The organism is Leifsonia sp. 10L418, assembly GCF_056395445.1.
In genome coordinates, this window is the sequence record NZ_JBFTJN010000001.1 from 63,681 (window position 1) to 87,257 (window position 23,577).

Here is a 23,577-nt window from a genome sequence, read left to right on the forward strand (position 1 = left end):
GAGTGGGTTATTTTCTGAGTGGGTTACTGGACGGGCGTTCGAGGCGGCGGCAGGCGCAGGACCCTGCGGAGGTAGCGCTCGTATTCGTCGAAGTCGATCGGATTGAACAGGCGTGTGACCGCGATGAGGACGAGCACGAGTCCCACGAGGACGAAGTACGTGGTCGTCACCTCAACGACGCCGTGCTCCAGTGAGCTGGCCGGCACACCGGAGGGCAGCCGGTTCACGTACGTCGGATCCACGGCACGGCCAGCGAAGACGGGGTGAACAGCGAGGACGCCCCACAGGATCGCGACCAGCGTGAAGACGATGAAGCCCCAGACGTCCGACGCCCTGCTCCGCCGCACCCGCGCCTTGCCCAACATGAGTCTGTACTGGAGCCCGTCACTGACGCTCAGGAGCTGGAACATCGACGCCCACATGAAGAAGAAGAGCGCGTCGATGCCGTCGAAGGTGCCAATCGCCAGCCGACCGATCGTCGGCGGGATGTACAAGCCGGCACCGCTGGAGATGCCCAGAAGAGCACCCACTCCACCAATTGCCACCACGATGCCGACGAGAAACAGCCAACCCTGCACGTGGCTGTTTCTCCGCAGCCGCGCGCCGTCAGCGGATTCCCCCCACATTCCAGCCCCCCGCCTGAATGGGTCCGGCTTGCGAGAGAACCTCTGCTGACCGAACGGGACATAGCATAGCCCCGCTTTTACACAGCGCGATAGGGGCCAGCAAATCGCTGGTCTCGAGTTCGCCGGCGAAACAGTGCTGGCCGGCCGCGCGCAATCCACCGAAGCCGCGGGAGCCTTACTTCAACGACGTTCCGTTACGACCCGAGCTATCTTGCGCACACCTCGGCCTACCAGCTCGACCCGGAGTTGCAGCTCGTCTCTGGCACCCAACAGACACAGGGTCTGCCCGGAGCATTTTCCGACTCGGCGCCGGACCGCTGCGCGAGGCCTGATCGGGACTGCACTCGGAGCGACTTAGTCCTGCCACCCAGGCGCGCACTGATCAAGAAACACCACGCGTTCGCGGCTCAGCCTTCCGGCACGGTGGTCATCACGCCGATTCTTCAACCAGGTCGCAAGGCGTCGCTCATCAGCATCTGCGCTGCGAATTTTCGGCCAGCGACCGGCATCCGTCGCGCCCACCCACGTGCCGAGCTCGCGAGCAGTCTGCTGCCACACCGCGTCACGCTCGCCGCGGCCCTCCCAGCCAGGGACGTGCTCAGCCAGCCACTCTGCGCGCGCTGCGCCCGGCCCTGATTCCAGCTCGCCGCGGCGCTGAGCCGTGCGCAGGTTGGTCAACCACATACCAACGCGCGCCTCGTCCGGGGCCTCGCTCTTCTGACGTGGAAATCGTCCAGTCTTGCGCACGTAGTCACGCAGCTCCGCGGCGCTTTCCGACCAGGAGGCTCGCGGCGGTTGCGGCGGCGATTCTCGCCACCCCGGCACGTGCTCGTCGAGCAGAGCTTGACGGCCGGCCGTCATAGAACTCAATCCGCGCCGGACCGCCGCGCGTTGCGCTCCGACCCACGGGCCTGGATGGACAGTACCTCGCGGGACTTCGCCAGTGACGCTGAAGACAGCGACAGCATGGCCGAGGTAGAGCATCCACTTCTCATCGTCGGTCGCCACGCCCCAAGGCTAGCGGTGGTGCCGTCATGGTCTGCGCTCCCTCCGCTGCGGCGCGCCTCCGCGCCTCCCTCCAACCCAGACACCCTCATCGGTTCATGAACGCGATGAGACCCCCGCAAACGAAGAAGTTGAAGAAGAGCAAGACAAAGCCGGCCAGGGGAAACGGCCACGAAACCTTGCCGCTCACGAGCCGAACGACTCCCCACAGCAGAACGACAACCGCGATCACCCACGGGCCACCGACGGCAAGAAGCATGATTGCGCCGGCCTGCACGCTCGACAGTGTCGACGGAGCCGGGTCAGACGAGTTGCTGTTGCCGACCCCTTCGAAGCCGAGAAGGCTGCCAAAGAAGCTCGCGAAGATCGTCACGCACCCCAAGAGCAAGCCGAGGACGACGAACGCGGCGACGTCCCAACCCGATCGCGGTCCGGTCGCCCTTGTCTCCTGGGTGCTCATGCTCATGTCGACGATGCTACGGCCTCACGCCGCCGCGCTCCGCGGTCCCAAAATCAACTCAGCCCCGTCTCACTTCAAGGGGCTGGTATTCTGTACCCGATAATCGCACTTATCAGGACTATCGGCGCGTGCGGGGGTGTCCCGTCGTGGTGCACGATGTGGTTGAGCACCGCCTGGGCGCCGCGCCCAATTCGAGTAGATCGCTTCGCCTCAACAGCTCGAAGCCGCTGTCCGGGATCGATCCGGAATGATCTATTTCAGCTGAGACGCTTCTTCACTGCCGCGGAGAGAGTCTTCGTGACTTGCTCTCTTATGAGCTCTGCTGTGTGCTCATATCCAACCGTCACCTTCTCATTTTCATCCAGTTGCACGAACTGACGAAGCACCTGCTCGTACAGGTCCAGTACCGCCTCGACCGTTGAGTCGTCCCAGACCGGAGCAGCCTCAAATCCGTCGCCCACCTGGGCGACTAGCGCGTTGCCCACACGCCGTTTGTCTGACTCGTTGTCGAAGTCGAAGAGCACATCCTCGATCACCTGGGCCTTGAGCTTCACGGTCTCGTCGCCGTCACTGAGCGCGGAAACTGCGGGCTGGTGGTTGCTCTCAGCAAAAGCCTTGATGTCGCGGAGCAGCTTCCCGCCGCCGGAGGTTCCAGCCCTCGTCCGTCCGCTGGTTGCGACGATTTCTCGCTCCCGGCGCCGGAGAGTCGTCAGGTGGGCCTCGCGCAGAGCGGCCTCAGCGCTGGCGTCCGCATCGGGGACACCGGCCGCCCTCGCCACGGCAGAACTGAGAGCCTGCCAAGAAGCTTTGGCCGCGGCGGTCATCTCATACACCTTCGTGTACTTCAGTTTGCGGAATGCGCGGTAAGCAACAAGCACCGCTTTTTTGTCCTCGGCGTTCACCTTGGTCCAGTCGAGGACACTCCATCGATCGAGGTTCCCGGTGGACACCCATCTGACGCCCTCGCACCCGACTTCATTGCTACGGTAAAGCGATGAGAGGTTGCCGTAGACGCTGGCGAGCGATGCCGCGACGAGCTCCTGGTCTTCCTTGTTGACGGAGTCCGACAACGACACCATGTGGAAGTTGTTGTTCGCGACGAACTCCTCCTCGCTCCACCAGACCTGAGGCTGGAACTGAGGGTGGATGCCAACCGCTATGCGAGAGAGCTTCCAACTCACTGCCCACCAGCTCTTGCCCTTCGCCTTGACGCTCGGCTTGTCAGCGGCCCCTGCGCGCTTCACCGCGCTGATGTACTTCTCCAGCTCACCGCCTTTCGGCAGCGCCTTTGGCGCCGAGAGAATCCACCAGTCGACTCTCATCGGATCGAACTCGCCTGTCGGCTCGTCCTTCGGAGAGCTGAACAAGGGGGTCAGATAGTTGCGGCTCAACGTCGTTTGGATGTCGAAGCCGCGGAGCGACCGGCGCAGGCCAGTATTCTTGCGGTCGCGATCCTTCAGTTTGTAGAACGGATGGCCGAGCTTATTGCCGCTGGCGACGGTCAAGTCGGGCGCGGCGCCGAGCCGGATCACGTTGGGCGCGGCTTCGAACACTGCCAGGCAGTCGGCTTCGGTCCCTGCGATTAAGGCGTCCTCTTCGGGGCTCAGCCCGCTGAGATCTCGCACGACGTGTGCCCCCGCCGGACGAGGGAACCCGTCAACAAGCTTGATGGCACCGCTCACGGGCTCCACCACATTGACGAACTCGAACCGACCGTACGATTTCTCGGACTCTTCGCGCTCTTTGAGGAACAGGGCGATCGGAGCGACCCGCGCGTCGGAAAACCAAACGTCCGACTCCGTGTGCCATACCGATACGTCGAATCGGGACCTCATCCAGTTCAGCAGCGTCGCATGCTTCTCGTTCTGCAGAATCGCCGCGGGCAGGACCAGGGCAATCCTGCCTCCGGGCCTCAGCCATGCCGCTGCGAGCAGAATGAACCACGCCGCGAGGTTGATGTTGTCGGGCAGCCCCTTGGGGAGCACCGCGAGCCCGCCGCTGCCCGCGATCGCTGCGAGGTCGTTCCGGTATTCCAGCGGCGTCAGCGCCTTCTCGTCGTAGGGCGGGTTGCCAAGCACGACCTCGAACCTGTCCGGGTATTCGAGGCGGTACGGGTCGCCTACGTTCGGTGTGACCTCCACGGCAGCGTCGCCGGGTCTGATTTTCAAAGCATCGCGATTGGAGACCGCAGGGAAGTTGTGTCCCTTATAGACGTCGCGCGTGGCAAGGTTCACCGTCGACAGGTGGGCAGCGAACGAATCAAGATCGTTCCCAAATACCTGCTCCAGCACGGCTTCGTGAGGTTTGTCCTCCCGGAGCTTCGTGTAGGCCTCCACGAGGAACGTACCGCCGCCGGCACAGAAATCGACGACCAGATCGTCGGAGCTCTCAACCGCCCACGCAGTCATCGCCCGCGCAAGGCGGGTCTGAGTGTAGTGCTGGCCCATCTCTTGGCGCTGGTCGGCGGAGATCAGCCTCTCGAAGATGACGCCGATGATTTCAGAATTCACTTCATCGAAGCGCACACCGTCAAGGGCCGCGAATAGCTCGAGCCACAAAGTGCGAAGCGTCTGACTCTCGATGCCGAGGATGTACTTCGCGCCCTCGGAGAGCCCGAAGATCGTCTCGTAGTCGCCCGTGGACCGGGTGGCCTCGGCCAGGTTTTTCAGCAACAGCTCGCGCATGAGCTCCGAGGTCGCCGGATTGGTCCCCGACAGGATCGCCTTCAGAGAGAACGTCGGCCTGACTGTCTCGTAGAAAAGGCCCGACGTGAGCACCTCACCGATCGCCTGTGCGACGAAGTAGCGGACCACGTCGACCTTCGTCGTCTCGAAGCCCCTGTCCTTGGCCTCAGCGGCGACCTCAGCGGGCAGTGTCAGTGTGGAGATTGCATCGAGAACCGAAGGTAGAGCCTCCGCGAGAAGGGCGTCAGAGGACGACTTGAAGATGGCGAAGTAGACCTCGTCCTTGCCGGCCTTGGTGACGGCTTGGCCCTGCTGGAGGAGAGCGCGGAGCTGCGCGAAGAATGCTTCAAGTCCGGGACGAACGAGAGCGGTCCGGCGCTCAGGGGTGAGCACGGCCCACCAGTCAGAAATCGACGTCTCCGTCTCCTCGATGAGTCGAACTTCATCGCCGACCATTGCGTCGAGGTACCCGCTGCTGGCGTCATAGGCCTGTGAGTCGAACATCGCTACCGTGAGGAAGTTCGTCGTGAAAGCGAATCGACCTCCGAGGGCCCTCGCCTTCGCGATGGCACCCGTAACTTCGCCGGGGACGTAGGGGTGGACGCCCTCGGGCGTCTCGGGGCGTTTGGCCTCGCCTGAGATGAGCAGCTCGCGATTGCCCGTCGCGCGACGCACCTCGACGTCAGGACGCTTGTTAATCTTTTTGGCACTGGTTTCGACCGCCCACTCGATCTCGAACCCGAGAACCTCAGCGCCGATCTTCTCCGCCGCCTCTCGGATGTCCGAGAGCATGCCGACTTCGTTTCGACCAGTGGAGAGGCGCTTCGCCATTGAGTGACCCTTCAGCCAAGTCTGTATGTATACGACGCAATTCTAGTTGGAGGTGCGTTCCCGGCCGAGTTGAGCTGACCCGCGGTTTGCCGAGGAACGACATAAAATAGACGCAGAGACCCCAAAGCGCCAGCCCCAGAGTGTCGACGCAAAGTCCGCTCCTCGACCACGTGATCGAGGCATGTGCGCGGCCCTGTTCAACGAGCTCGAAGGTTGAAAGCATCCCTGACCCTGCGTCCAGCAAGTCGCGGTTCAATGAGAAACAGCGCCACCGCGCTCGCACAATTCGGCCTCAGTCAGCACCGCCGGGCGCGGCCAGACCTCGCGCCACGGCTCGGAATCGAATGAGTTGAGCACAGCTTGCGGGTCGGTGACCAGCCGAGCCAGACCGACCAACTTTGTGGGGAACGCACTGGGATCCGCCTCGAAGCCTGCTTCGTCGAATCCAAGGCAGAACCTCTCCCTGAGCGCCAACGGTAGATCGGCGGCGATCTCCCTTTCAAGAGTGCGGGCCTCCGACACCAGTACTGATGGGACCAGACGCCCTCGCCGTTGGAGTTTCTCATGTGGAAGCTGCGGGTGTTTGGAGGCGGCGTCCAGTAGTCGTGCGATGGCATCGAGGACCCACGAGTCAGCTGCATCGGCAGGCAGGGGTATCGAGAGCATCTGGACGGCATGGATCGCCTCCAGCTCGACAGCGAGGGAGATGCTCGACGGGTCCTCGTGGATATTCACATATCGGAGCGTGTTGATGCCCGGGCCGCACACGTCTACCAAGTGGGCGTCGCCGACGAAGTCGGTAGGCTCCTGGTGCACTCCCGGTTCGATAGTGCAGTCGGGGCTGAGCTGCACGCGGTAGAGGTAGAACTGGTTAGCAGAGCCGCCCTCGTCGTTCATGCGCCTGAACATGTTCTCGATCGCTGCCTCATAAGTACCGACGTGGAGCGCCTTTGTCTTCTGCCGCTCTGCCCAGCGCTCGACCGCTCCGCTCCCAGAACCCATAGCTTGCATGCGTTGCTTGGTGACGTCGGTCAGCCGCGCAGCCGGATCGAAGTCTTTGTCCGGCCAGTTCGCATGAGTCGACGAGTGATACCAGTAATGCTCGCGCACCGTGGAATCGTCGTGCAAGGGGTCGTCTTGCTCCGCGCAGAAGTCAGGTCGATCGTCGCTTCGGCAGTCGGTTCCGCAGTCCGGACAGGCTTCGAGTGCCTGGTCGAAGCGGTCGAGCCACTCCGCGATGACGCGCCACTCACGGTGACATGACCCGCAGCGCATGCTGCGGGGTCGCTCGAAGTCAACTTCCTTCTGGATCACAGATGCAGCATGGCACGAGCCACCGACAACAAGCGTTATTGTCCGAGATCGCCGGCACACGTAGGGGCGGAGCAGTCGAGGCAAGATGTCCATCAGGGTGTACCCGGGCGTACATATGTTCCGAAAGGTCGAGTACCGTCCATCAGGGTGTGAATTCAATAGAATCGGACATAGGCGGCGGAAGGTCTAGACATGAGCGAACACAAAGGCCAGGTGGTCGGCTACGTACGCGTGAGCGCCGCCGACCAGAACGAAGGTCGGCAGCTTGAGGCGCTCGGTGGCGTCGATCGAATCTTCTCGGAAAAGATTTCGGGCAAGAGTGCGCACGACCGCGCTCAGCTCCAGGAGATGCTCGCCTACGTGCGCGAGGGCGACATGGTGCGCGTGAAGTCCCCCGACCGACTCGCCCGGTCGACCACAGATTTGCTCGCCCTAGTCGGAAGGCTCAAGTCGAAAGGCGTCGCGCTGGAGTTCATCGATAACCCAGCGCTAAATACCGACACGCCCCAGGGAGAGTTCATGCTGACCGTGCTCGCTGCGATCGCACAGCTCGAACGAAAGACGATCCGCGAGCGCCAGGCCGAGGGTATCGCTATCGCGAAACGGAGGGGCGTCTACGACCGGGCGCCGAAGCTCACAGCGGAGCAAGTTGAGGCGGCTCGCCAGCGGGTCGCTGCTGACGTGCCCAAAGCGAAGGTGGCCCGAGACCTCGGGGTGTCGCGGCAAACGCTCTACGCGGCGCTGAATGGCTCTGGGAAGTACGCAGGTGTTTGAGCCCTCCGCCGACGCGCGGCACAGAACGTGTCCGGCCTGCGGCGCCGATTGCACTCCCGAGCCCTTCGAGTCGGATCAGGGCATCAAGATTGCGTTCACTTGCTCCGAACACGGGGTGCACACCATCGTGAATCCGTTCGAGGATGACCGATAGTGCTCCGCACTATGATCAGAACAAGAATGCACGGCAAGTCGGGGGGGTCCAGTCGCGCGTGATCCTCGAGGCGGCCATTCGGGCCATACCCAAGATCGGCCAAGCTGGGTGGAGAGTCCTCGTTCCCGTCGGCATAGCCACTGCTGCCGCTGTCGGTGTGGGGACCAAGGGCATCTTTGACGTCTCCAACGGCCGAAAATCGCGACAGAACGCGCTCAAGCGCCTTGACGATGCACTCGCCGACTGCGAGTCAGTGCGCGTCGAGACAGATCGCGCCGTTCGGGGATACGGCGAGTACATGATCAGCGTCCATCAGGAGAACGTCGGGCGCCTTGCCGACTGGCTCGAACGGCACGAGCACCTTGTCAAGCGACTCAACTTCAAGAAGGTCGACGGCGTACGCATACGCGTCCCGAACATTCCGAAATATGCCGCGAATGTCGAAAATGTGAGCGCGGGAATCGGAGGCTTGGCAAGCGCAATCGGTGCTGGTGCCTCTGCGCCGGCGGCAGCCCTCTGGGGCGTGTCCACATTCGCTTCTGCGAGTACCGGCACTGCAATCTCCACTCTTACTGGTGCCGCCGCCCAGAACGCGACACTCGCCTGGCTTGGCGGCGGCTCACTTGCCACCGGCGGCGGCGGTGTCGCTGCAGGAAGTGCTGTGCTCGGCCTCGTGGTGATCGTTCCCGCGCTACTCATTGGTGGCCTAACCATGGGCGCCGTTGGGGCACGAACCAAGACAAAGTCTCGGAAGTTTGTCTCTAACGTGGCAGAGGAGATCGAGCGCCTCGGACTCGCGCGGGACATGCTCGGCGCTGTGGAGCGGCGCGTCGAAGAGCTCCGAGACGTTCTCACCCAGCTGAGCGAGCGGGCAACGCTCGCCCTCAACGAGCTGGAAGCGCTCAACTTCGACCCAGCGGTACACGCAAGCGAGTTTCTTCGCGCGTACCAACTTGTCACCGCGGTCAGGGAAGTCCTGAACACACCCGTCCTCGACCCCAAGTCCGGGGAACTGACCGAGGCGTCAATTGAGATCCTGAGGAAGTACGCATGAGCACGTCAAGCGCAATTACATCAATGCTCCCTAAGCCGAGCCCGGCGATGGTCGTCGACACATTCCGGCTTGTCGTCGCGTCCGCACACGAGTGGGTCACGGTTGTGGCGCAGGAACGGACCAAGCGCGACGAGATCCGGGCGTGGGAGAAGAGCCAGCTCGAGATCATTCACGTGCAGCGAGATTTTCTCCTCTCGGCCCTCGACAAGACCTTTGATGAGCGCCGGGAGAACTTCCGCAGGCTCTTCAACAATCTCGACGCTGCCCTCAATTCGGATCGAGAAGACTCAGCGGTGCAGGTCGCCGACCTCCTCGAGGCAATCACGGACCTCGCGAAGACGAGCCCATTCAAGGATTTGAAGAGCCCGACGCTCGTCGTTCAGGAGTTCCTTCGGAGCGGGCGAGTGATCGAGCTCTGAGCCCGGCTCCGGCTTTCACCCTCCGGTCGAGACAGGACCGATCTCCGCACTATGACAGCCCGTCGCTACAGTGATGACATGTCGAAAGAATCTTGTCAGTTCATCTTCCGCGAGAGTTTCGTCAAGTGAACGTCAATCACGCGGTCCACATCCTCCAGGTGGACAGGGGCGAGTTCCGCCCGGACTTCCGCGCGGAGTGCGACTGCGGTTGGCGCGGTCCTAACGGCCCCGTAGAGCGCCTCGCTGCCGCCGCGGGCGATCGGCACGTGATGGCTCCAGAGCACTCCACCAGCATCCTCTGGAGCATGGGGCATGCCTTGGCGGGAAACCGTTACAGCGGGGATTCCTACCGCGCGGTGTGCTCGTGTGGCTGGGAAGGTCCTCGGGAGCCACTCGAAAGCGAGGCGGACGAAATGGCCACTCTGCATGCACAGAAGGCAAAAGAGTGGTCACAATGATCCGATTTACGGAGTTCATGCCTGTGGCCGAGCCAGGACTGACCAAGGTGAAGTTCAACATTCGCGCGGGCGTGGGCGGTGCAGCAGCCTGGGACCTCCTGCTGGCCGACGACCCAGAGCACTGGCTGAACTTGAGCCGCCATCGCGAGCGGCACCAGAACAATAACTTTGGCAGCGCCGAGTACTTGCTGGCGTTCGCACAGTATTACCCGTACGGTCCGCAGTATTTCATCTTCGGCGGCTATTTCCGGGTCAAGGCGTCGGAGCCTGAGGTCATCGGCGGATCAGGCTACGATTTGACACTCTTGGACGAGTATTCGGAGTACGTCAAACGACTTATCATCAAGCTCGAGCGGCCGATAGGGCGCGATCTGTATCTGAGGAAGTATGACGGCCTCCAGGCGGGCCCGCTCAATCCCGAGGTGTACGAGCTCGCCGCGGACACAAAACTCGGAACCTTCCCTGGGTACCAGAATGTCCGGCTCAGGCACCACGAGCTCCAGCGAATTATCGCCAACGACGAACCGAGCTGGAAGGACGCTTTGTCAAGCGTCAAGGGTGTCTATGTCATCACGGACCTCAGCGACGGCCGACTTTACGTTGGCTCTGCAGCAGGCGAAGCCAATGGACTATGGCAGAGATGGGCGGGCTACGCACACCTGCGGAATCTGACCGGCGGCAACAAAGAGCTGGAGAGCATGCGGATTGATCTGGGAGATCACCACATCATCGGCAATTTCCAGTACTCCATCCTCGAAATCTTCGATCCTAAGACGAAGGCCGAGACCATCCTGCGGCGCGAGTCCTTCTGGAAACTTGCCCTCGACAGCCGCGGGCACGGGATGAACCGGAACTGACGCCAATTCGATCCCTCAGTCACATCGTGTGAATCATGCAGGCCTTGTGAGCCATCCCGTTGGGAACGCTTGCTGGATCGACGACCAGTGCGGATCGCGTCGGCCCCGATCACCCATTCACCGTGAACCAGCTCATTGCCACAGAAGAGGCGGGTGCCGTAATTTGTGCTCTCAGACATCCGGTCTCCTTTGGTCGACGCTTGGGGCGACGGCGAGACCGCCCATGTGATCGCTTAGAAGGAGAGGCACGTAACCACGCCCAATTTGCTGAGTAAACTCCGCATCTATCCCGCACATTCAGTGACAGCTAGCGAAAGCAAATGACAGCAGAAATCAGCTTTGATCAGGCAAGATCGAAGATGCTGACACTCCGCAGAAACCCCTGATACGGCCGTACTCTTACTTGGCGCACTGCACTCGTGATACCCACCTCACTTTGAGCCTATGTACCCGGACACGGTGATGTTTAGAGGTGGGTCAAATTCCTCTGTTCTCTCAGGGTCAAAAGGCCATTTAGGTCGCGTCGAACGCCCGTCCCAGCGCAGCTCGTGCGGTCGTTGCAGGCATGATCTCTCTGCTCAAGAACTTTAGAAACGGAGTTCCTCACGACATCAAAAGCATCCGGCATCGCACCTGGGGCGTTTCAACCTCGAAGCGAAACTCGATGCGCTTGGCGAGTCGTGCGTACAGCCGAGAGTCCGAGCCTGGCGCGCACTATTGCAGCACGGCCTCCTGATTCTCCAGACCATCGGTGGTCACGTCTTCTGAATCAGTGATACTTCGCTTGCCGTGGATCATCATCTTGTAGTGCGCGTCGTGCTTTGTAACTTCGAAGATTCGATGGAAAACCTGAAGGTAAAGGTCTTGACTGATCAATGATGGCGAGTAGTACACATCTTCCAGGATCGAATGTGACCCATCATTGACCCAGCGGAAAAGTGCGCCGAAGACGTGGCGTTCAGATTCTGTCAACAGGGGCGTGATCTCATCATCCCAGATACCTCCACCCATCACACGGAAATAGCTCTCCAGGATGCGTCGCAGAATATTTTCAAGCCCAACAACGTTCATCTGCTCACCATCAATGGCACGCTTGACTTCGTCCCAGAGACGCTTGTACTCGGTCGTGATCGGGTTCGTCCGGGTGGAGCCGACCGTACTTGGTGCCGACGGGCGTTTCCGGATCAGAAAGTAAATCCGGCCGGAGGAGCTATCGCCATTCTTGAGATGGCTGATCTCCTTGTGGAAGTAGACGTTGTGAGTGAGCACGAATACTTGCTCAATCCGGTCATCACCAGACATTGCGCGGGCGATGAGGTGGCGAACTAGCGCACCCACCACGAAGAGAACGTCGCTATCCAGGCTGGAGATCGGGTCATCGATCACTGCCAGAATTCGGTGTGACTCATTTGAACCGGTTGCCCGGCCATCGAGGAGATGGAAGTAGTAGAGAAATGCAATGAAGGTGCGTTCGCCCTCGCTGAGCGAATGATCCTGAAGTTCTCCGTCTCCACGCGACAGCATGTATCCGTCTTCGAGCGATGGGGATTCCACGATTTTGAATGAAGTGAAACCACTTCGCTGGAGGAGCGCGTTCATCTGATCGATCACTGGGCGCGTCGATTCGACAGAGCGATGAAGCTTGCGCACTTCATCGTCCAGATCAGAGATCTTCTGTTTGGCATCAGCGATTTTTCCTGCGAGAGTCTTGATGCCCCCCGCGCGCGACGTTTGCTTTGTCTTAAACGTTGTAAGAGTCTCGCCTAGAAGCACCTCGGCCAGGTATCGCCAACATTTTTCCACGAGCTTGGGACGCTCCGTGCTGCGATTGCCGATAAGCGCATTATGCTCGCGAATCTTGGTGTTTGCAGTCGCGATGACCTCGTCGAGTGCAGTGATCAGTGCATCAAGGCCGCTGAACTCGCCGAGCACCGAGGGGTTCTGCTTCTTCTGCTCAAGCGTGGCTGCATTAGTCGCGATGACCTTGGTCAGGTTAAGTAGGGCCGTTTGGTGCGAAGCCTCGCCGAGAAAAGCAGCTGAGGCACTGTCGTAGCCCAAAGGAGCATCAGCCACGGCCGCGCTCCACTTTGTGAATGCCACGGCGAACTGCTCAATTGCTTCGCGCTGGGACGCGTACTGATCGTCAAACATCGTCGCGAGGCCGGACAACAGATGGACTGGAGTTTCCTGCTGGCAGAAAGGGCACAGACCCTCGGAGTCTTCGAGGTAGTGCCGACCTGACGAAACCCAATCGCTGTTCCCCAATCGAGCAACGAGTTCGCTGAGCGATACATCATCGCTACCCACGACACGTTGCCCCATTAGCTCATACCCATCGAAGGACAGGACATCGAAAGCGCTGGTGAGTGGAAGCTCCTTGCAGAAAGTCGAACTCGTATCGAAAACTGCATCGGCGTCAGCAGTCAAGCTGTCTAGATATGGAGCAGGGGCATCAGGCAGGACAAGCGCGAGAAGCTTGGTTACTAGTGCTTGCTTCGAGCCGCCCACACCGCCTGCGCCAGAAAACGCTGGCAACAGCGAGGGGTTCTCATCGGTGAGGTTCTTGTAGGCATGCCAGGCTGTGTCACGGAACGTATCGCTCGCATCGCTGTCTGCCCGCTCTGCCTGATCCAGGCTTTTCTTCGCCCTGCCCATTTCGTCTTCGGCTTGTGCCCGCTCACCCCCTTCGCGTTCGATAGTGTCGAGACGCTCCTCCGCTTCTACACTCGTGTCCCCGATCACAAAGACTCCGGGGATACGATTCGACTCTCGCAATGTCCTATCGACGAAGTCCCGGTTGTAGACCTTGATGGCCATAGGTGACGAATCGTGCCAGTCAAGCCCTAAGGAAAGCGCCCCGTCGCCCGCAAGCGCTCGGCTGATCGTGGTTTTTCCGGAACCGTTCGGACCGTACAAGAAGTTGACCTTCTGCAGAGGGTGGATCACCAATGGCTCTGTGCCGAAGCACGCGCCACCAGTAATCGTCAACTTTTCAAGCACCCACGACCTCCCACATTGGAACACCGCTGATGAACTCGATAGTCGGGACGCTGACCGCAGTGGTGCGCTCAAACCGGGCCGTCACGTCCCGCTCCACAGACACGTTGATCGAATCCAACATATTCTGGTACCGGCGACCTCGAAATGACTTCAGCTTCACTGCTTGACTCCTTGCAGGCTCATGTTTCGTTAATACTCAGCGTAGGGTGGGCCACTGATGTTGGGTGGCCCCCTTGTAGGCCTACAACCACGTTTATTTCATCTGCGCATTACCCCTAGTCGCCCTCACAGCAAGACTAAGGATATGAACCTGACCCTCAACGAAGTTCAGCTCACCGTGCTCCAATGGGTCGCCGCCGGGTGCGACATGGAGAGTCCCCCGACGCCATCCTTCAAGACGACCGCGCCGGCCTTGCACCACCGCGGACTCATCGAACTCGACCGACGCCGCGGCCACTGGCATGCATCGCTCGCGGAGAAGGGCGCGTACTACCTCGAACACGGCCACCATCCGGACGCACCCGAACCCAAAGCCAATCCATCCCGTGCCAGAATTTCGGCGTCTGCACGACTTCCAAGTCGGCCAGCGGCGCAGTCGAGCATTCCCCCATCGATCTCCACGCCGGAGCTTGAATCGGAGCCCTATTCGGGGGCCGAATCAGAGTCTAAGCCGCCCCTGAAACACGAGAGCATCCCCATGCCCTCTCAGATTCGCAAGCCTCACGCGGCGGTGCGCGAGCTTGTCGATCATAGGACGCGACTCGACGTCTCAAGCCAGCAACGGCAACGGGGATTGACGATCTTGCACGCACTGGTGCAAGAGGCCTCTCGCCGAGGATGGACCATCACACCCGTGCTGTCTGAGATACGTTCCGACTCTTGGACTCGTGCTCGCGAAAGAGTCTGGCCCAGCGCGGACCTCTTCACGATCGACGCCGGGCACAATCCGGCTGCCATTCGACTCCGGATGAAGCTACGTCAAGTAGCTCACGTGCCAACAAAGGAGGAGATCGAGAAGTCTGAGCGGTGGGGATACCAGGCGTACACGAAGAATGACCTGGTGCCGACTGAGAGGATGCGACTTGAGATAGGTGCGGGGTCATACGGCTCTCTCGTCATCGAAGACACTGCCGTCACGCGAATAGAAGACAAGTTGCTACGCGCGATCAACCGAATCCAATCGATGACCGACGAGGCGATCAGACGAGAGGAGCAACGACGGCTCCGAGAAACCGCTGAAGCTGAGGCTCGCAATCGCGCCGAGCTGCTTCGACAGCGAGCGACGATTTATGGTCATTGGGTCAAGACGTTGGAGGATTTGAACACCGAAGTCGCTCATCACCACGAGCTCCGGTCTACTCTCGACGATCTGCGCGCCGTACTCCCACGATTCGCGGGCAGCGAGCGATACGCCGAGCTGGAGATTTACCTGGAGTGGGCAGAGCAGCACCTGACTGACTCAGACCCAATCCACCGCATTCCATTGCCGAATGGCAATCGTCCCGACCTGACGAATTCGGAATGGCGAGACTGGAACAACCGAAACCCCCGACGCTGATGAACGTCGACACTACGCCGTCCGCTCGGTGGGTCGCCCACGATAAAGCAAGGCAACTACCTTGATTGCACTTATCCAACCCATCTGCAAGCACCTGTGAGCCTTGGTACACGGGGAATCAACGGCAAGAGGACATCGCTTCTCCGCAGATGGGCCGGCGCGCTCAGGTACCTGCGGCGATGCCCTTACATTACCCAGATTGCTGCGGTGCTCCTACGAGAGGCCCAGCTGCTTTGCAGGTTATGCACAATCGTGATCACTCAGTGAATCCAACTGGCAATTCGGTTCGGAGCGCCTCCCAGTTTCGGAGGCTCGCGATATGGTCGTCCCATGTCTCTCACGCGCCAACTCGAAAACAGGCAGTCGCCAGTTCGGCAATTCATCTATGAGAGTGCACCCGAGCTCGCCCTTGCAGGAACCCCTGGCCGCGGGGGCAAAGCGATGGCCTCGTTCTTCGGCTTCGATGAACTCACTTCGTTGGAAACGCAAATCCTTATCCCCGAGGCAGCGAAGGATCGCAAGAGCCACGCCATTGTCGCGGGGATCGCCCTCGACTATCGCCTCCGAATGGATCTGCCGGGTTTCGACGTCACGAACACGGCGGCATGGCGAGGCCTCAATCGTCTCGCCAAGGATCTGACCATTGTCCACAGGGGGAAGCACATACACAAAGTGCTCGAGATGACCCTCAACTTCGCATACCTCACTCTCCAGGAGAAGAACCCGCATCCCCTTAGTCTCGCCAGAGCGTCAGTACCTCTCGCATGGTGCGAGAGCCTCATGCGGAGCGACCCCACGGCTGTGCTTTCGGGCAATCTCGGCCGGCAGATCAAGCGAGCAAAAGACGCTACCGATCTCATGATGGGCATCGATGAGTCGCTACTGGTCGACGTCGCGACCATGCATCACGCCGTCACCCCACTCGTCGCGCAATGGAATCAAGAAATCGCGGCGGGTGATCGCTACATGCCGAATCCAAACTTCCTTGGAAGCCCCGCAGTAGGAGGAGCCGACGGAGATTGGGCTATCGGAGATCTCCTCGTGGATCTCAAGACAACGGAGAAGATCACCAACCCCTGGCTCAGGGACACCCTGTTCCAGCTCCTTGGCTACACGCTCCTCGACGTAGACGATTCGTTGGGCATCCGTAGAGTCGGCATCCTGCTCCCTAGGCAGCCGTTCTTCGCGGTCTGGAGCGTGGACGAACTCCTCAACCGAGACGCGGCCGACGCTCTCCCGGAACTACGCGCAGAGTTTGCCGATCTCCTCAGCGAAATGCTGGAACAACAGTTCGCTGGCCTGGACCTGACGGCAGTGCAGTCCGAAGAAATGACCGGGGAAGAACAGACCGACGAACAACGAACGCAATAGCAACATAAGCCTTCGATGTCTTTCAAACGGCGAAAGTATCGGACGGATAATAGCGATGCAGCACCGGATGCTCCCATCTCGCATCCGGAGGACTGGACCGTCACGTACGAGGAGATCCAGCGAGCCGACGACTTGGAGGCGCCCGGGACCTGATAAATGCATCGCCCGGAACCTGAACGGCGCAAAGGACGGTGGAGCGGCGAGGTCGGGTCCCGATGCGGGCCAGCTGGGCTCAACTCGCCCGGTCGATCAAACGGGACCGCGCTTCGCGTGCGCAGCCGCCGCCGCCGTGGGCAACTGCGCGCTAGTGGTACCCGGCCACGATCTCTGCCTGAAAGTCTGAGAGCATCGTCAAGTAGGTACTGGACACTATGCATGGATGGTCGAGATGGCTTTGCACCTAACCAAATCGTGCATAAGCTGCGGTACTACATGAACATAGCTGCCGCGTGGCCCGCCGTGTTGAGAGTGCCAGAGCGCCACCCCGCTTCGAGCACGACTGTCGCGGTGCTGGCCGCCGCAATCAGCCGATTCCGTTGCAGAAAACGCCATTTTGTCGGAGCGGCGCCGCAGGGAAGCTCAGAAACGACGGCACCGACCTCGGCGATGCGCGCCAGGAGTGCATCGTGTCCGCTCGGATAGAACCGATCGATGCCGCCCGCCAGAAATGCGAGGGTGAGACCCCCACTTGCCAACGTCGAGCGGTGCGCCATGCCGTCAATCCCGTACGCCGCCCCCGAAACGATGGCAAACCCGCGGTCGACGAGTCCTGCCGCCGCCTCCATGGCCACATGCTCGCCGTACCCCGTCGCCGCACGCGCACCGACCAACGCGATCGAGTTCGGCAGCGCAAGCCAGGCGTTGTCCACACCGCGCCACCAGAGCGCGATGGGCGCATGCGGCCCCAGATCATCCAGGGCAGCGGGCCAGAGTCGGTCACCGGGTACCAGCAGATTGCCACCCGCTCGAGCACATTGCTCGAGCACATGAATGACCTCGGCCGACGAGAGCCGGTTTCGCCAGCGCTGAAGGCCGTCATCGAGCTTCTCACCGAGATCTTCCTCCGGGTCGCCGCCCGCATCGCGCAGCACACCGATCAGCTTCTCGAGAGGCCACGACTCGAGGATCGCCGTGAGCGCAGTCGACGCCCCCAGACAGCCGATCAACATGCCGGCCATGCCGTCACCCGGCTCCGTCAGACTGGTCCACGCGGCCCGGGCGAAAAGATCAGCGGTCGCCGCCTCATCCTGAGGCGGACCGGGGCTCACCGCACTGACCAGACCGCGCACCCGCGATTCATCGAGCCCGAACTGTTTCACGAGGTTCTCCCTTTTCGTAGGTAGAGCGCTTGGCCGACCTGTTCAACGCCGGGACGACTCACGCCGTCGAGATCGGCGATCGTCCAGGCAAGCCGGAGCACGCGGTCATAACCGCGCATGGTGATCCCCCCACGTTCCAGAGCCCGGTCGATCGGTGCCGTCGCCGCACCACCGAGTCGAGCGTGAGGCCCCCGCAACCACGGCCCGGGAACGTGGGAGTTGAGCGACCAGGGCGTCCCGATCAGGCGTTCCGCCGCCGTGGACCGAGCATCGACGACGCGGGCGCGCACGGTCGCACTGGTCACACGCGGCTCGGATTCCGCGAGCCTGAGGTGCGCCGCGGTGATGCGGCTCACCGTCAGCTGGATGTCGATTCGGTCGAGCAGGGGTCCCGAGATGCGCGCCAGATAGCGGCGACGGGCACTCGGCGGGCAGGTGCAGTCATGCTCCGGCGCGCCGAATTGCCCACACGGACACGGATTCGCGGCCATGACCAATTGAAATCGAGCGGGAAACTGCGCGACGCCATTCGCACGGTGAATGGTGATCACCCCCGATTCCAACGGCTGACGCAACGCATCGAGCACAGCCGACTGAAACTCGGGAGCCTCGTCGAGAAAGAGCACTCCGTGCGAGGCCCGAGCGGCGGCCCCGGGTCGGATCAGCCCGGAACCTCCGCCCACCATCGCCGCCGCCGTCGCCGTGTGATGCGGCGATTCGAGCGGCGGGCGCACCACGAGGGATGCCCCGACTCCTTGCCCATTCAACGAACGCAAGGAACTGACCTCCAAGGAGGCTGCGGCGTCGAGATCGGGCAACAGCCCGGGTAGGCGGGCCGCGAGCATTGTTTTGCCGGCACCGGGCGGGCCGATCATGAACACGTGGTGCCCGCCGGCAGCCGCAATCTGCAGCGCGAGAATCGCGTCCTCGTTGCCGACGACGTCGGCGAGGTCTGTTTCCTCGGCATCCGGCACTTGCTCCGCCGGCAGAAGCATTGCGTCGACTGGGATCGGTTCCAGCCGTGCGCCATGCCAGATCGCCGCATCCCGCAGCGAGGTCACGGCAATCACCCGAATGCCGGGAACGAGAGCGGCCTCTTCTGCATTGCCCGCCGGCACCATGACCGTCGTGTACCCCGACCGCGACGCGGCCAGCACGGCCGGAAGCATCCCGCGCGTCGGACGCAGCCGACCGTCGAGAGCGAGCTCGCCGATATGCACGACAGAACTCACCGATGCCGGGGCGACGACGCCGTCGGCGGCCAGGCATGCCAGTGCGATCGCCAGGTCGAAGCCCGAACCGTGCTTCGGCAGGGCGGCAGGCGAGAGATTGATGGTGAGAAAGTTGCGGGTGAGCGAGCAACCGGAGTTCTTCGCCGCGGCACGTACGCGCTGCTTGGCCTCCGACAGTGCAGTGTCGGGCAGTCCGATCAGGATCATGCCCGGCAATTGCCCCGAAATGTCGGCTTCGACTTCGACGAGTGCACCGGTCAGACCGAGAAGCGCAACGGCATGGGTGCGCGCGTGCCCCATCAGAACAACCCCTGACGGTGTTCCAGCACCGGTTCGGCTCCTGCGGCCGCCACAACCGCGACGGCATCGATGCGGATGCGCCGGGGTGGTCTCTCCGCCTCGGCGCACCACGCGTACGCAAGCCGACGGAGCCGCGCGAGTTTGACCGGGGTGATCGCCTCAAACGGATGCCCGAACCGCACGCTCGATCGGGTCTTCACCTCGACGAAGACCACCTCGCCGTCACGCGCGACGATCAGATCGACTTCGCCCTGCGCACAGCGCCAGTTGCGCTCGACCAGCTGGTAGCCCGCCGCGGTGAGATAGGTCAGGGCGCAGTCTTCGCCGCGCCTGCCCAGGTCGTCTTTCGCTGCCATCAGAGCCTCCACCCGTCAGCCTGCGGGAAGCAGCGGAGTCGAAAGCGACCGGATGACGATCGGTAGAAAACCAGCGGCCCCCAGCTGCTGTGGAGAAGCAGCTGGGGGCCGTTGAGTAGCGCAGAGATTACCGGGCGGCGACCGGGAAGGCGCGCGGGTGAACGCCCGCCATCTCCTCGAGCACGCGCACGACCTGGCAGCTGTAGCCGAACTCGTTGTCGTACCAGACGTACAGGATGGCCTTCTTGCCGGTGGCAATGGTGGCCAGTCCGTCGACGATTCCGGCACGCCGGGAGCCGAGGAAGTCGCTGGAGACGACCTCAGGCGAGTCGATGTAGTCGATCTGCTTGTGCAACGACGAATAGAGCGACATTTCGCGCAGGTAGGTGTTCAGCTCGTCTTTGTCGGTGCCGTTCTCCAGGCTCAGGTGCAGGATCGCCATCGACACGTCGGGCGTCGGCACGCGGATCGCGTTTCCGGTGAGCTTGCCGGCCAGTTCGGGCAGCGCCTTCGCGACGGCCTTCGCCGCCCCGGTCTCGGTGATCACCATGTTCAGTGCGGCGGAACGGCCCCGACGGTCTCCCTTGTGGAAGTTGTCGATGAGGTTCTGGTCGTTGGTGAACGAGTGCACCGTCTCGACGTGGCCGTCGATGATGCCGAAGCGGTCGTTCATCGCCTTGAGCACCGGCGTGATGGCGTTTGTGGTGCACGACGCGGCCGTGACGATCGCGTCATCCGCGGTGATCGTGTCGTGGTTGATGCCGTGCACGATGTTCTTGAGATCGCCCTTGCCCGGCGCGGTCAGCAAGACCCGGGAAACTCCGGGGCACTTCAGGTGCTGGGAGAGACCCTCCGCATCGCGCCAACGGCCCGTGTTGTCGACCACGATGGCATCCTCAATGCCGTACTCGGTGTAGTCGACAGTGGCCGGGTCGCTTGAGTAGATCACCTGGATCAGGGTGCCGTTGGCGAGAATGGTGTTCGCCTCTTCGTCGACGACGATGGTGCCGTCGAAGGGGCCGTGCACCGAGTCGCGGCGCAGCAGGCTGGCGCGCTTGATCAGGTCGTTGTCAGAACCCTTGCGCACGACGATGGCCCGCAGGCGCAGCCCGTGGCCTCCCCCGGCATGCTCAATCAGGAGACGCGCGACCAGTCGCCCGATCCGTCCGAATCCGTAGAGCACGACGTCGGTGCTGCTGCGATCGTCGACACCGTGGCCGCCGGCGACATCGGCGAGCTGCTCACGCACATACTCCTCGATCGTCAGACCAGAGTCCACGGCATTCGAGTTCTGGGCCTTGAAGCCGAGACCGAGACGGGCCAGGTCGACCGAGGCGGCGCCGAGCTTCATCTCGCTCATCGTGCGCAGCATGGGGAGGGTCTCGTCGAGTTCGAGTTCGACATCGTCGAGCTGACGGGCGAATCGGTGGGCCTTCACAAGGCCCATCACCGACTGGTTGATCAAGCTACGACCGTGAATGGAGGTCACGACATTGTTGTCGCGATACAGACCGCCGATGAGAGGAATCATGGCTTCCGCCAGCGCCTCCCGTTCGATCCAGGATTGTCGACGCTGATCAGATTCCTGCTTCACTGCTTTTGTTGCCTTTCTGAGGCTATTCGTCGAGCGCCAATTCCTTCGGCAGCTCGAACTCTTTGGATGCGAGTTCCTCGACGTTGACGTCTTTGAACGTCAACACGCGGACCGATTTCACGAAGCGGTCGGAACGGTAGACGTCCCAGACCCAGACATCCTTCATCGTCAACTCGAAATAGAAGTCGTGCTCCGTGTCGCGGCGCACCAATTCGACCTCGTTGGCGAGATAAAAGCGTCGTTCTGTCTCGACGACATACTGAAACTGACCCACAACATCGCGGTACTCGCGGTACAGGGCCAGCTCGACCTCGCGGTCGTAGTCCTCGAATTCGTCTTCTTCCATGGTGCTTCAATCCTACGCTGAGATTTTGAGCCAGGATTTGCGGTGCAGGTCGTGCGCGCCGAGCTCCGCGATGGCACTCATGTGCGCCGCACTTCCATAACCCTTGTTGCCGGCCCAGCCATAGCCGGGCGAAGCCTCGTCGGCTTCGATCATCAGTCGGTCTCTGTGCACCTTGGCAATGACGGATGCGGCGGCGACGGATCCGCAATCGCGGTCCGCTTTGACCCGGGTGACGACGTTCAGCGGCGTGGAAAGCGCTTTGTTCAACCAGTCGTCGTTGCCATCGAGCAGCACAACGCTGCCGGTGATGTCGACGCCTTGTTCATGCAACGCGGTCAAAGCGCGCTTGCCGGCCAACCCCAGGCAGGCAATGATTCCGAGTTCGTCGACCTCTTGGGCCGAGGCGAGCCCGACGGCGGAGTGCAGCACCCAGGCTTTCGCGAGCGGTTCGAGCGCTTCGCGGCGTGGTTCGCTCAGAAGCTTCGAATCGCGCAGGCCCGCCGGGATCGCGAGAACTCCGGCATCGATCACGGCGACGCCGACGGCGACGGGGCCGGCGAGAGCTCCACGACCGACTTCGTCGCAGCCGATCACCGTTCGGGCGCCCGCTGACAAGAGCGCCAGTTCGGTCTCCAGGGTGGGGTCGGAGACAGCCATCAGCCCTCCCCCTCTTCGACGCCGCGGAAGACTTCGGGATAATCGTCGAGCCAGGCCCACCGACTGATCGGCCAGCTGATCACGAGCGCACGCCCGACGACATTGTCAATCGGCACGTATCCCTTGCCGGGCGTGTCGCCGTTGTAGCGGGAATCCCGGGAGTTGTACCGGTTGTCGCCCATCACCCAGAGCGAGTGGGGCGGCACGATCGTGTCGAAGTCGTCTTCAGAGACCTTCGTCACTCCCGGCGGAAGCTTGATGTACGGCTCATCGAGCGGCACGCCGTTGACGCTCATCTGGCCGAGCGCGTTGCAGCAGACGACGTGATCCCCCGGCAGACCGATCACCCGCTTGATGAGGTGGTCGTTGCTATCGGGAGCCGACAGTCCGACGACGGACAGTAGCCAGTCGACGCTGGCGATCAGCGGGTTCTGGGGCGTTTCCGCCTGAGGCATCAGCCATCCGCCCGGATCTTTGAAGACGATGACGTCGCCGCGGTCGATCGGGATCAGTTTCGGCTCAAGCTGGTTGACCAGGATGCGGTCGTTCACGTGAAGGGTTTCTTCCATCGACCCTGACGGAATGTAGAAAGACCGAACCAGGAACGTCTTGATCAAGAAGGAGATCAAGAGTGCAACGACGAAGATGACCAAGAGGTCGCGAATAAAGAGGGCGACGCCGCGCTTCTTGCGCCGTGCGTCTGTGGCCCGGCGAGATGATCGCGTGGGCACCGTATTTTCTGTCATTTAACCGCCTGAGCTCCCCACCCAGTTTATGGGATGAGGAGCCGAGGCACGCGCAGGTGAACCCGTATGGGTCAGTCTGACTAGCGCTTTTCCTTGATCTTTGCCTTCTTGCCGCGCAGGTTGCGCAGGTAGTACAGCTTCGCGCGACGAACGTCACCGCGGGTCACAACCTCGATCTCAGCGATGACCGGGGAGTGCACCGGGAAGGTACGCTCGACGCCAACCTGGAAGCTGACCTTGCGAACGCAGAACGTTTCACGAACGCCTTCGCCCGAGCGGCCGATAACGACGCCCTGGAAGACCTGCACACGCGAGCGAGTGCCTTCAACGATGTTGACGTGAACCTTGACGGTGTCGCCGGCGCGGAAGGCGGGGATGTCCGACTTCAGGGATGCGGCATCCACGTGGTCGAGAATATGCATGATTTTTCGCTCTCTGCACCCGCCACAGGTCGAATACGGC

20 protein-coding genes are annotated in these 23,577 nt (G+C 61.7%); 6 read left to right on the plus strand and 14 right to left on the minus strand.

The window, feature by feature from the left end:
* Positions 1 to 23: 23 nt before the first annotated feature.
* The 5 genes from AC1DCF_RS00275 to AC1DCF_RS00295 all read right to left on the minus strand — a co-directional run bounded on the left by AC1DCF_RS00275 (position 24) and on the right by AC1DCF_RS00295 (position 6,920).
* Positions 24 to 578: a hypothetical protein gene (locus tag AC1DCF_RS00275; protein ID WP_477209272.1), complete on the minus strand. Its 555-nt coding sequence runs from the start codon at positions 576 to 578 to the stop codon at positions 24 to 26.
* 402 nt (positions 579 to 980) lie between these two features.
* Complete coding sequence (locus AC1DCF_RS00280) at positions 981 to 1,634, minus strand: helicase associated domain-containing protein (protein WP_477209273.1); 654 nt, start codon at positions 1,632 to 1,634, stop codon at positions 981 to 983.
* Positions 1,635 to 1,719: 85 nt separating this feature from the next.
* Positions 1,720 to 2,097 (minus strand): hypothetical protein, encoded by a 378-nt coding sequence (locus tag AC1DCF_RS00285; protein WP_477209274.1) that lies wholly within the window; start codon positions 2,095 to 2,097, stop codon positions 1,720 to 1,722.
* Between the two features lie 251 nt (positions 2,098 to 2,348).
* Positions 2,349 to 5,606 carry an HsdM family class I SAM-dependent methyltransferase gene (locus tag AC1DCF_RS00290; RefSeq protein ID WP_477209275.1) on the minus strand — a complete coding sequence of 1,086 codons (3,258 nt, stop codon included), beginning with the start codon at positions 5,604 to 5,606 and terminating at the stop codon, positions 2,349 to 2,351.
* A gap of 252 nt (positions 5,607 to 5,858) precedes the next feature.
* On the minus strand, positions 5,859 to 6,920 hold the full coding sequence (locus tag AC1DCF_RS00295) for a hypothetical protein (RefSeq protein WP_477209276.1): 1,062 nt from the start codon (positions 6,918 to 6,920) through the stop codon (positions 5,859 to 5,861).
* Between the two features lie 192 nt (positions 6,921 to 7,112).
* On the opposite strand from AC1DCF_RS00295, the gene AC1DCF_RS00300 reads away from it, so the two are divergent.
* The 4 genes from AC1DCF_RS00300 (at position 7,113) to AC1DCF_RS00315 (ending at position 10,636) form a co-directional block, all read left to right on the plus strand.
* Positions 7,113 to 7,694, plus strand: coding sequence for a recombinase family protein (locus AC1DCF_RS00300; protein WP_477209277.1), 582 nt, complete (start codon positions 7,113 to 7,115; stop codon positions 7,692 to 7,694).
* 212 nt (positions 7,695 to 7,906) lie between these two features.
* On the plus strand, positions 7,907 to 8,902 hold the full coding sequence (locus AC1DCF_RS00305) for a hypothetical protein (protein WP_477209278.1): 996 nt from the start codon (positions 7,907 to 7,909) through the stop codon (positions 8,900 to 8,902).
* Complete coding sequence (locus AC1DCF_RS00310) at positions 8,899 to 9,321, plus strand: hypothetical protein (protein WP_477209279.1); 423 nt, start codon at positions 8,899 to 8,901, stop codon at positions 9,319 to 9,321. Before AC1DCF_RS00305 ends, AC1DCF_RS00310 begins: the two co-directional genes overlap by 4 nt.
* Positions 9,322 to 9,775: 454 nt before the next feature.
* Positions 9,776 to 10,636, plus strand: a complete 861-nt coding sequence (locus tag AC1DCF_RS00315) for a GIY-YIG nuclease family protein (RefSeq protein ID WP_477209280.1) — start codon at positions 9,776 to 9,778, stop codon at positions 10,634 to 10,636.
* A 714-nt stretch (positions 10,637 to 11,350) separates the two neighbouring features.
* Here AC1DCF_RS00315 and AC1DCF_RS00320 read toward each other — a convergent pair.
* Positions 11,351 to 13,636 (minus strand): AAA family ATPase, encoded by a 2,286-nt coding sequence (locus AC1DCF_RS00320; RefSeq protein ID WP_477209281.1) that lies wholly within the window; start codon positions 13,634 to 13,636, stop codon positions 11,351 to 11,353.
* 304 nt (positions 13,637 to 13,940) lie between these two features.
* Between AC1DCF_RS00320 and AC1DCF_RS00325 the strand changes: the two genes are divergently transcribed.
* Together AC1DCF_RS00325 and AC1DCF_RS00330 are read left to right on the plus strand one after the other, a co-directional pair.
* Complete coding sequence (locus tag AC1DCF_RS00325) at positions 13,941 to 15,194, plus strand: hypothetical protein (RefSeq protein ID WP_477209282.1); 1,254 nt, start codon at positions 13,941 to 13,943, stop codon at positions 15,192 to 15,194.
* Positions 15,195 to 15,524: 330 nt separating this feature from the next.
* Complete coding sequence (locus tag AC1DCF_RS00330) at positions 15,525 to 16,565, plus strand: hypothetical protein (RefSeq protein WP_477209283.1); 1,041 nt, start codon at positions 15,525 to 15,527, stop codon at positions 16,563 to 16,565.
* A 428-nt stretch (positions 16,566 to 16,993) separates the two neighbouring features.
* Here AC1DCF_RS00330 and AC1DCF_RS00335 read toward each other — a convergent pair whose 3' ends face one another.
* From AC1DCF_RS00335 to rplS, 8 genes are all read right to left on the minus strand, one after another.
* Complete coding sequence (locus AC1DCF_RS00335; RefSeq protein ID WP_477209284.1) at positions 16,994 to 17,884, minus strand: DNA-processing protein DprA; 891 nt, start codon at positions 17,882 to 17,884, stop codon at positions 16,994 to 16,996.
* The gene (locus AC1DCF_RS00340) at positions 17,881 to 19,416 is read right to left on the minus strand and encodes a YifB family Mg chelatase-like AAA ATPase (protein WP_477209285.1); all 1,536 of its coding nucleotides are present in this window, start codon (positions 19,414 to 19,416) and stop codon (positions 17,881 to 17,883) included. The genes AC1DCF_RS00335 and AC1DCF_RS00340 overlap by 4 nt, the downstream gene beginning before the upstream one ends.
* Positions 19,416 to 19,772, minus strand: coding sequence for a YraN family protein (locus AC1DCF_RS00345; protein WP_477209286.1), 357 nt, complete (start codon positions 19,770 to 19,772; stop codon positions 19,416 to 19,418). Before AC1DCF_RS00345 ends, AC1DCF_RS00340 begins: the two co-directional genes overlap by 1 nt.
* Positions 19,773 to 19,899: 127 nt before the next feature.
* Positions 19,900 to 21,330 (minus strand): glyceraldehyde-3-phosphate dehydrogenase, encoded by a 1,431-nt coding sequence (locus AC1DCF_RS00350; protein WP_477209806.1) that lies wholly within the window; start codon positions 21,328 to 21,330, stop codon positions 19,900 to 19,902.
* Positions 21,331 to 21,388: 58 nt separating this feature from the next.
* On the minus strand, positions 21,389 to 21,712 hold the full coding sequence (locus AC1DCF_RS00355) for a DUF2469 family protein (protein ID WP_066596196.1): 324 nt from the start codon (positions 21,710 to 21,712) through the stop codon (positions 21,389 to 21,391).
* A 12-nt stretch (positions 21,713 to 21,724) separates the two neighbouring features.
* Positions 21,725 to 22,369, minus strand: coding sequence for a ribonuclease HII (locus AC1DCF_RS00360; protein ID WP_477209287.1), 645 nt, complete (start codon positions 22,367 to 22,369; stop codon positions 21,725 to 21,727).
* Positions 22,369 to 23,115: a signal peptidase I gene (gene lepB / locus AC1DCF_RS00365; protein ID WP_441790437.1), complete on the minus strand. Its 747-nt coding sequence runs from the start codon at positions 23,113 to 23,115 to the stop codon at positions 22,369 to 22,371. The genes AC1DCF_RS00360 and lepB overlap by 1 nt, the downstream gene beginning before the upstream one ends.
* Positions 23,116 to 23,195: 80 nt before the next feature.
* Positions 23,196 to 23,537 carry a 50S ribosomal protein L19 gene (rplS, locus tag AC1DCF_RS00370; RefSeq protein WP_179578218.1) on the minus strand — a complete coding sequence of 114 codons (342 nt, stop codon included), beginning with the start codon at positions 23,535 to 23,537 and terminating at the stop codon, positions 23,196 to 23,198.
* Between the last annotated feature and the right edge of the window lie 40 nt (positions 23,538 to 23,577).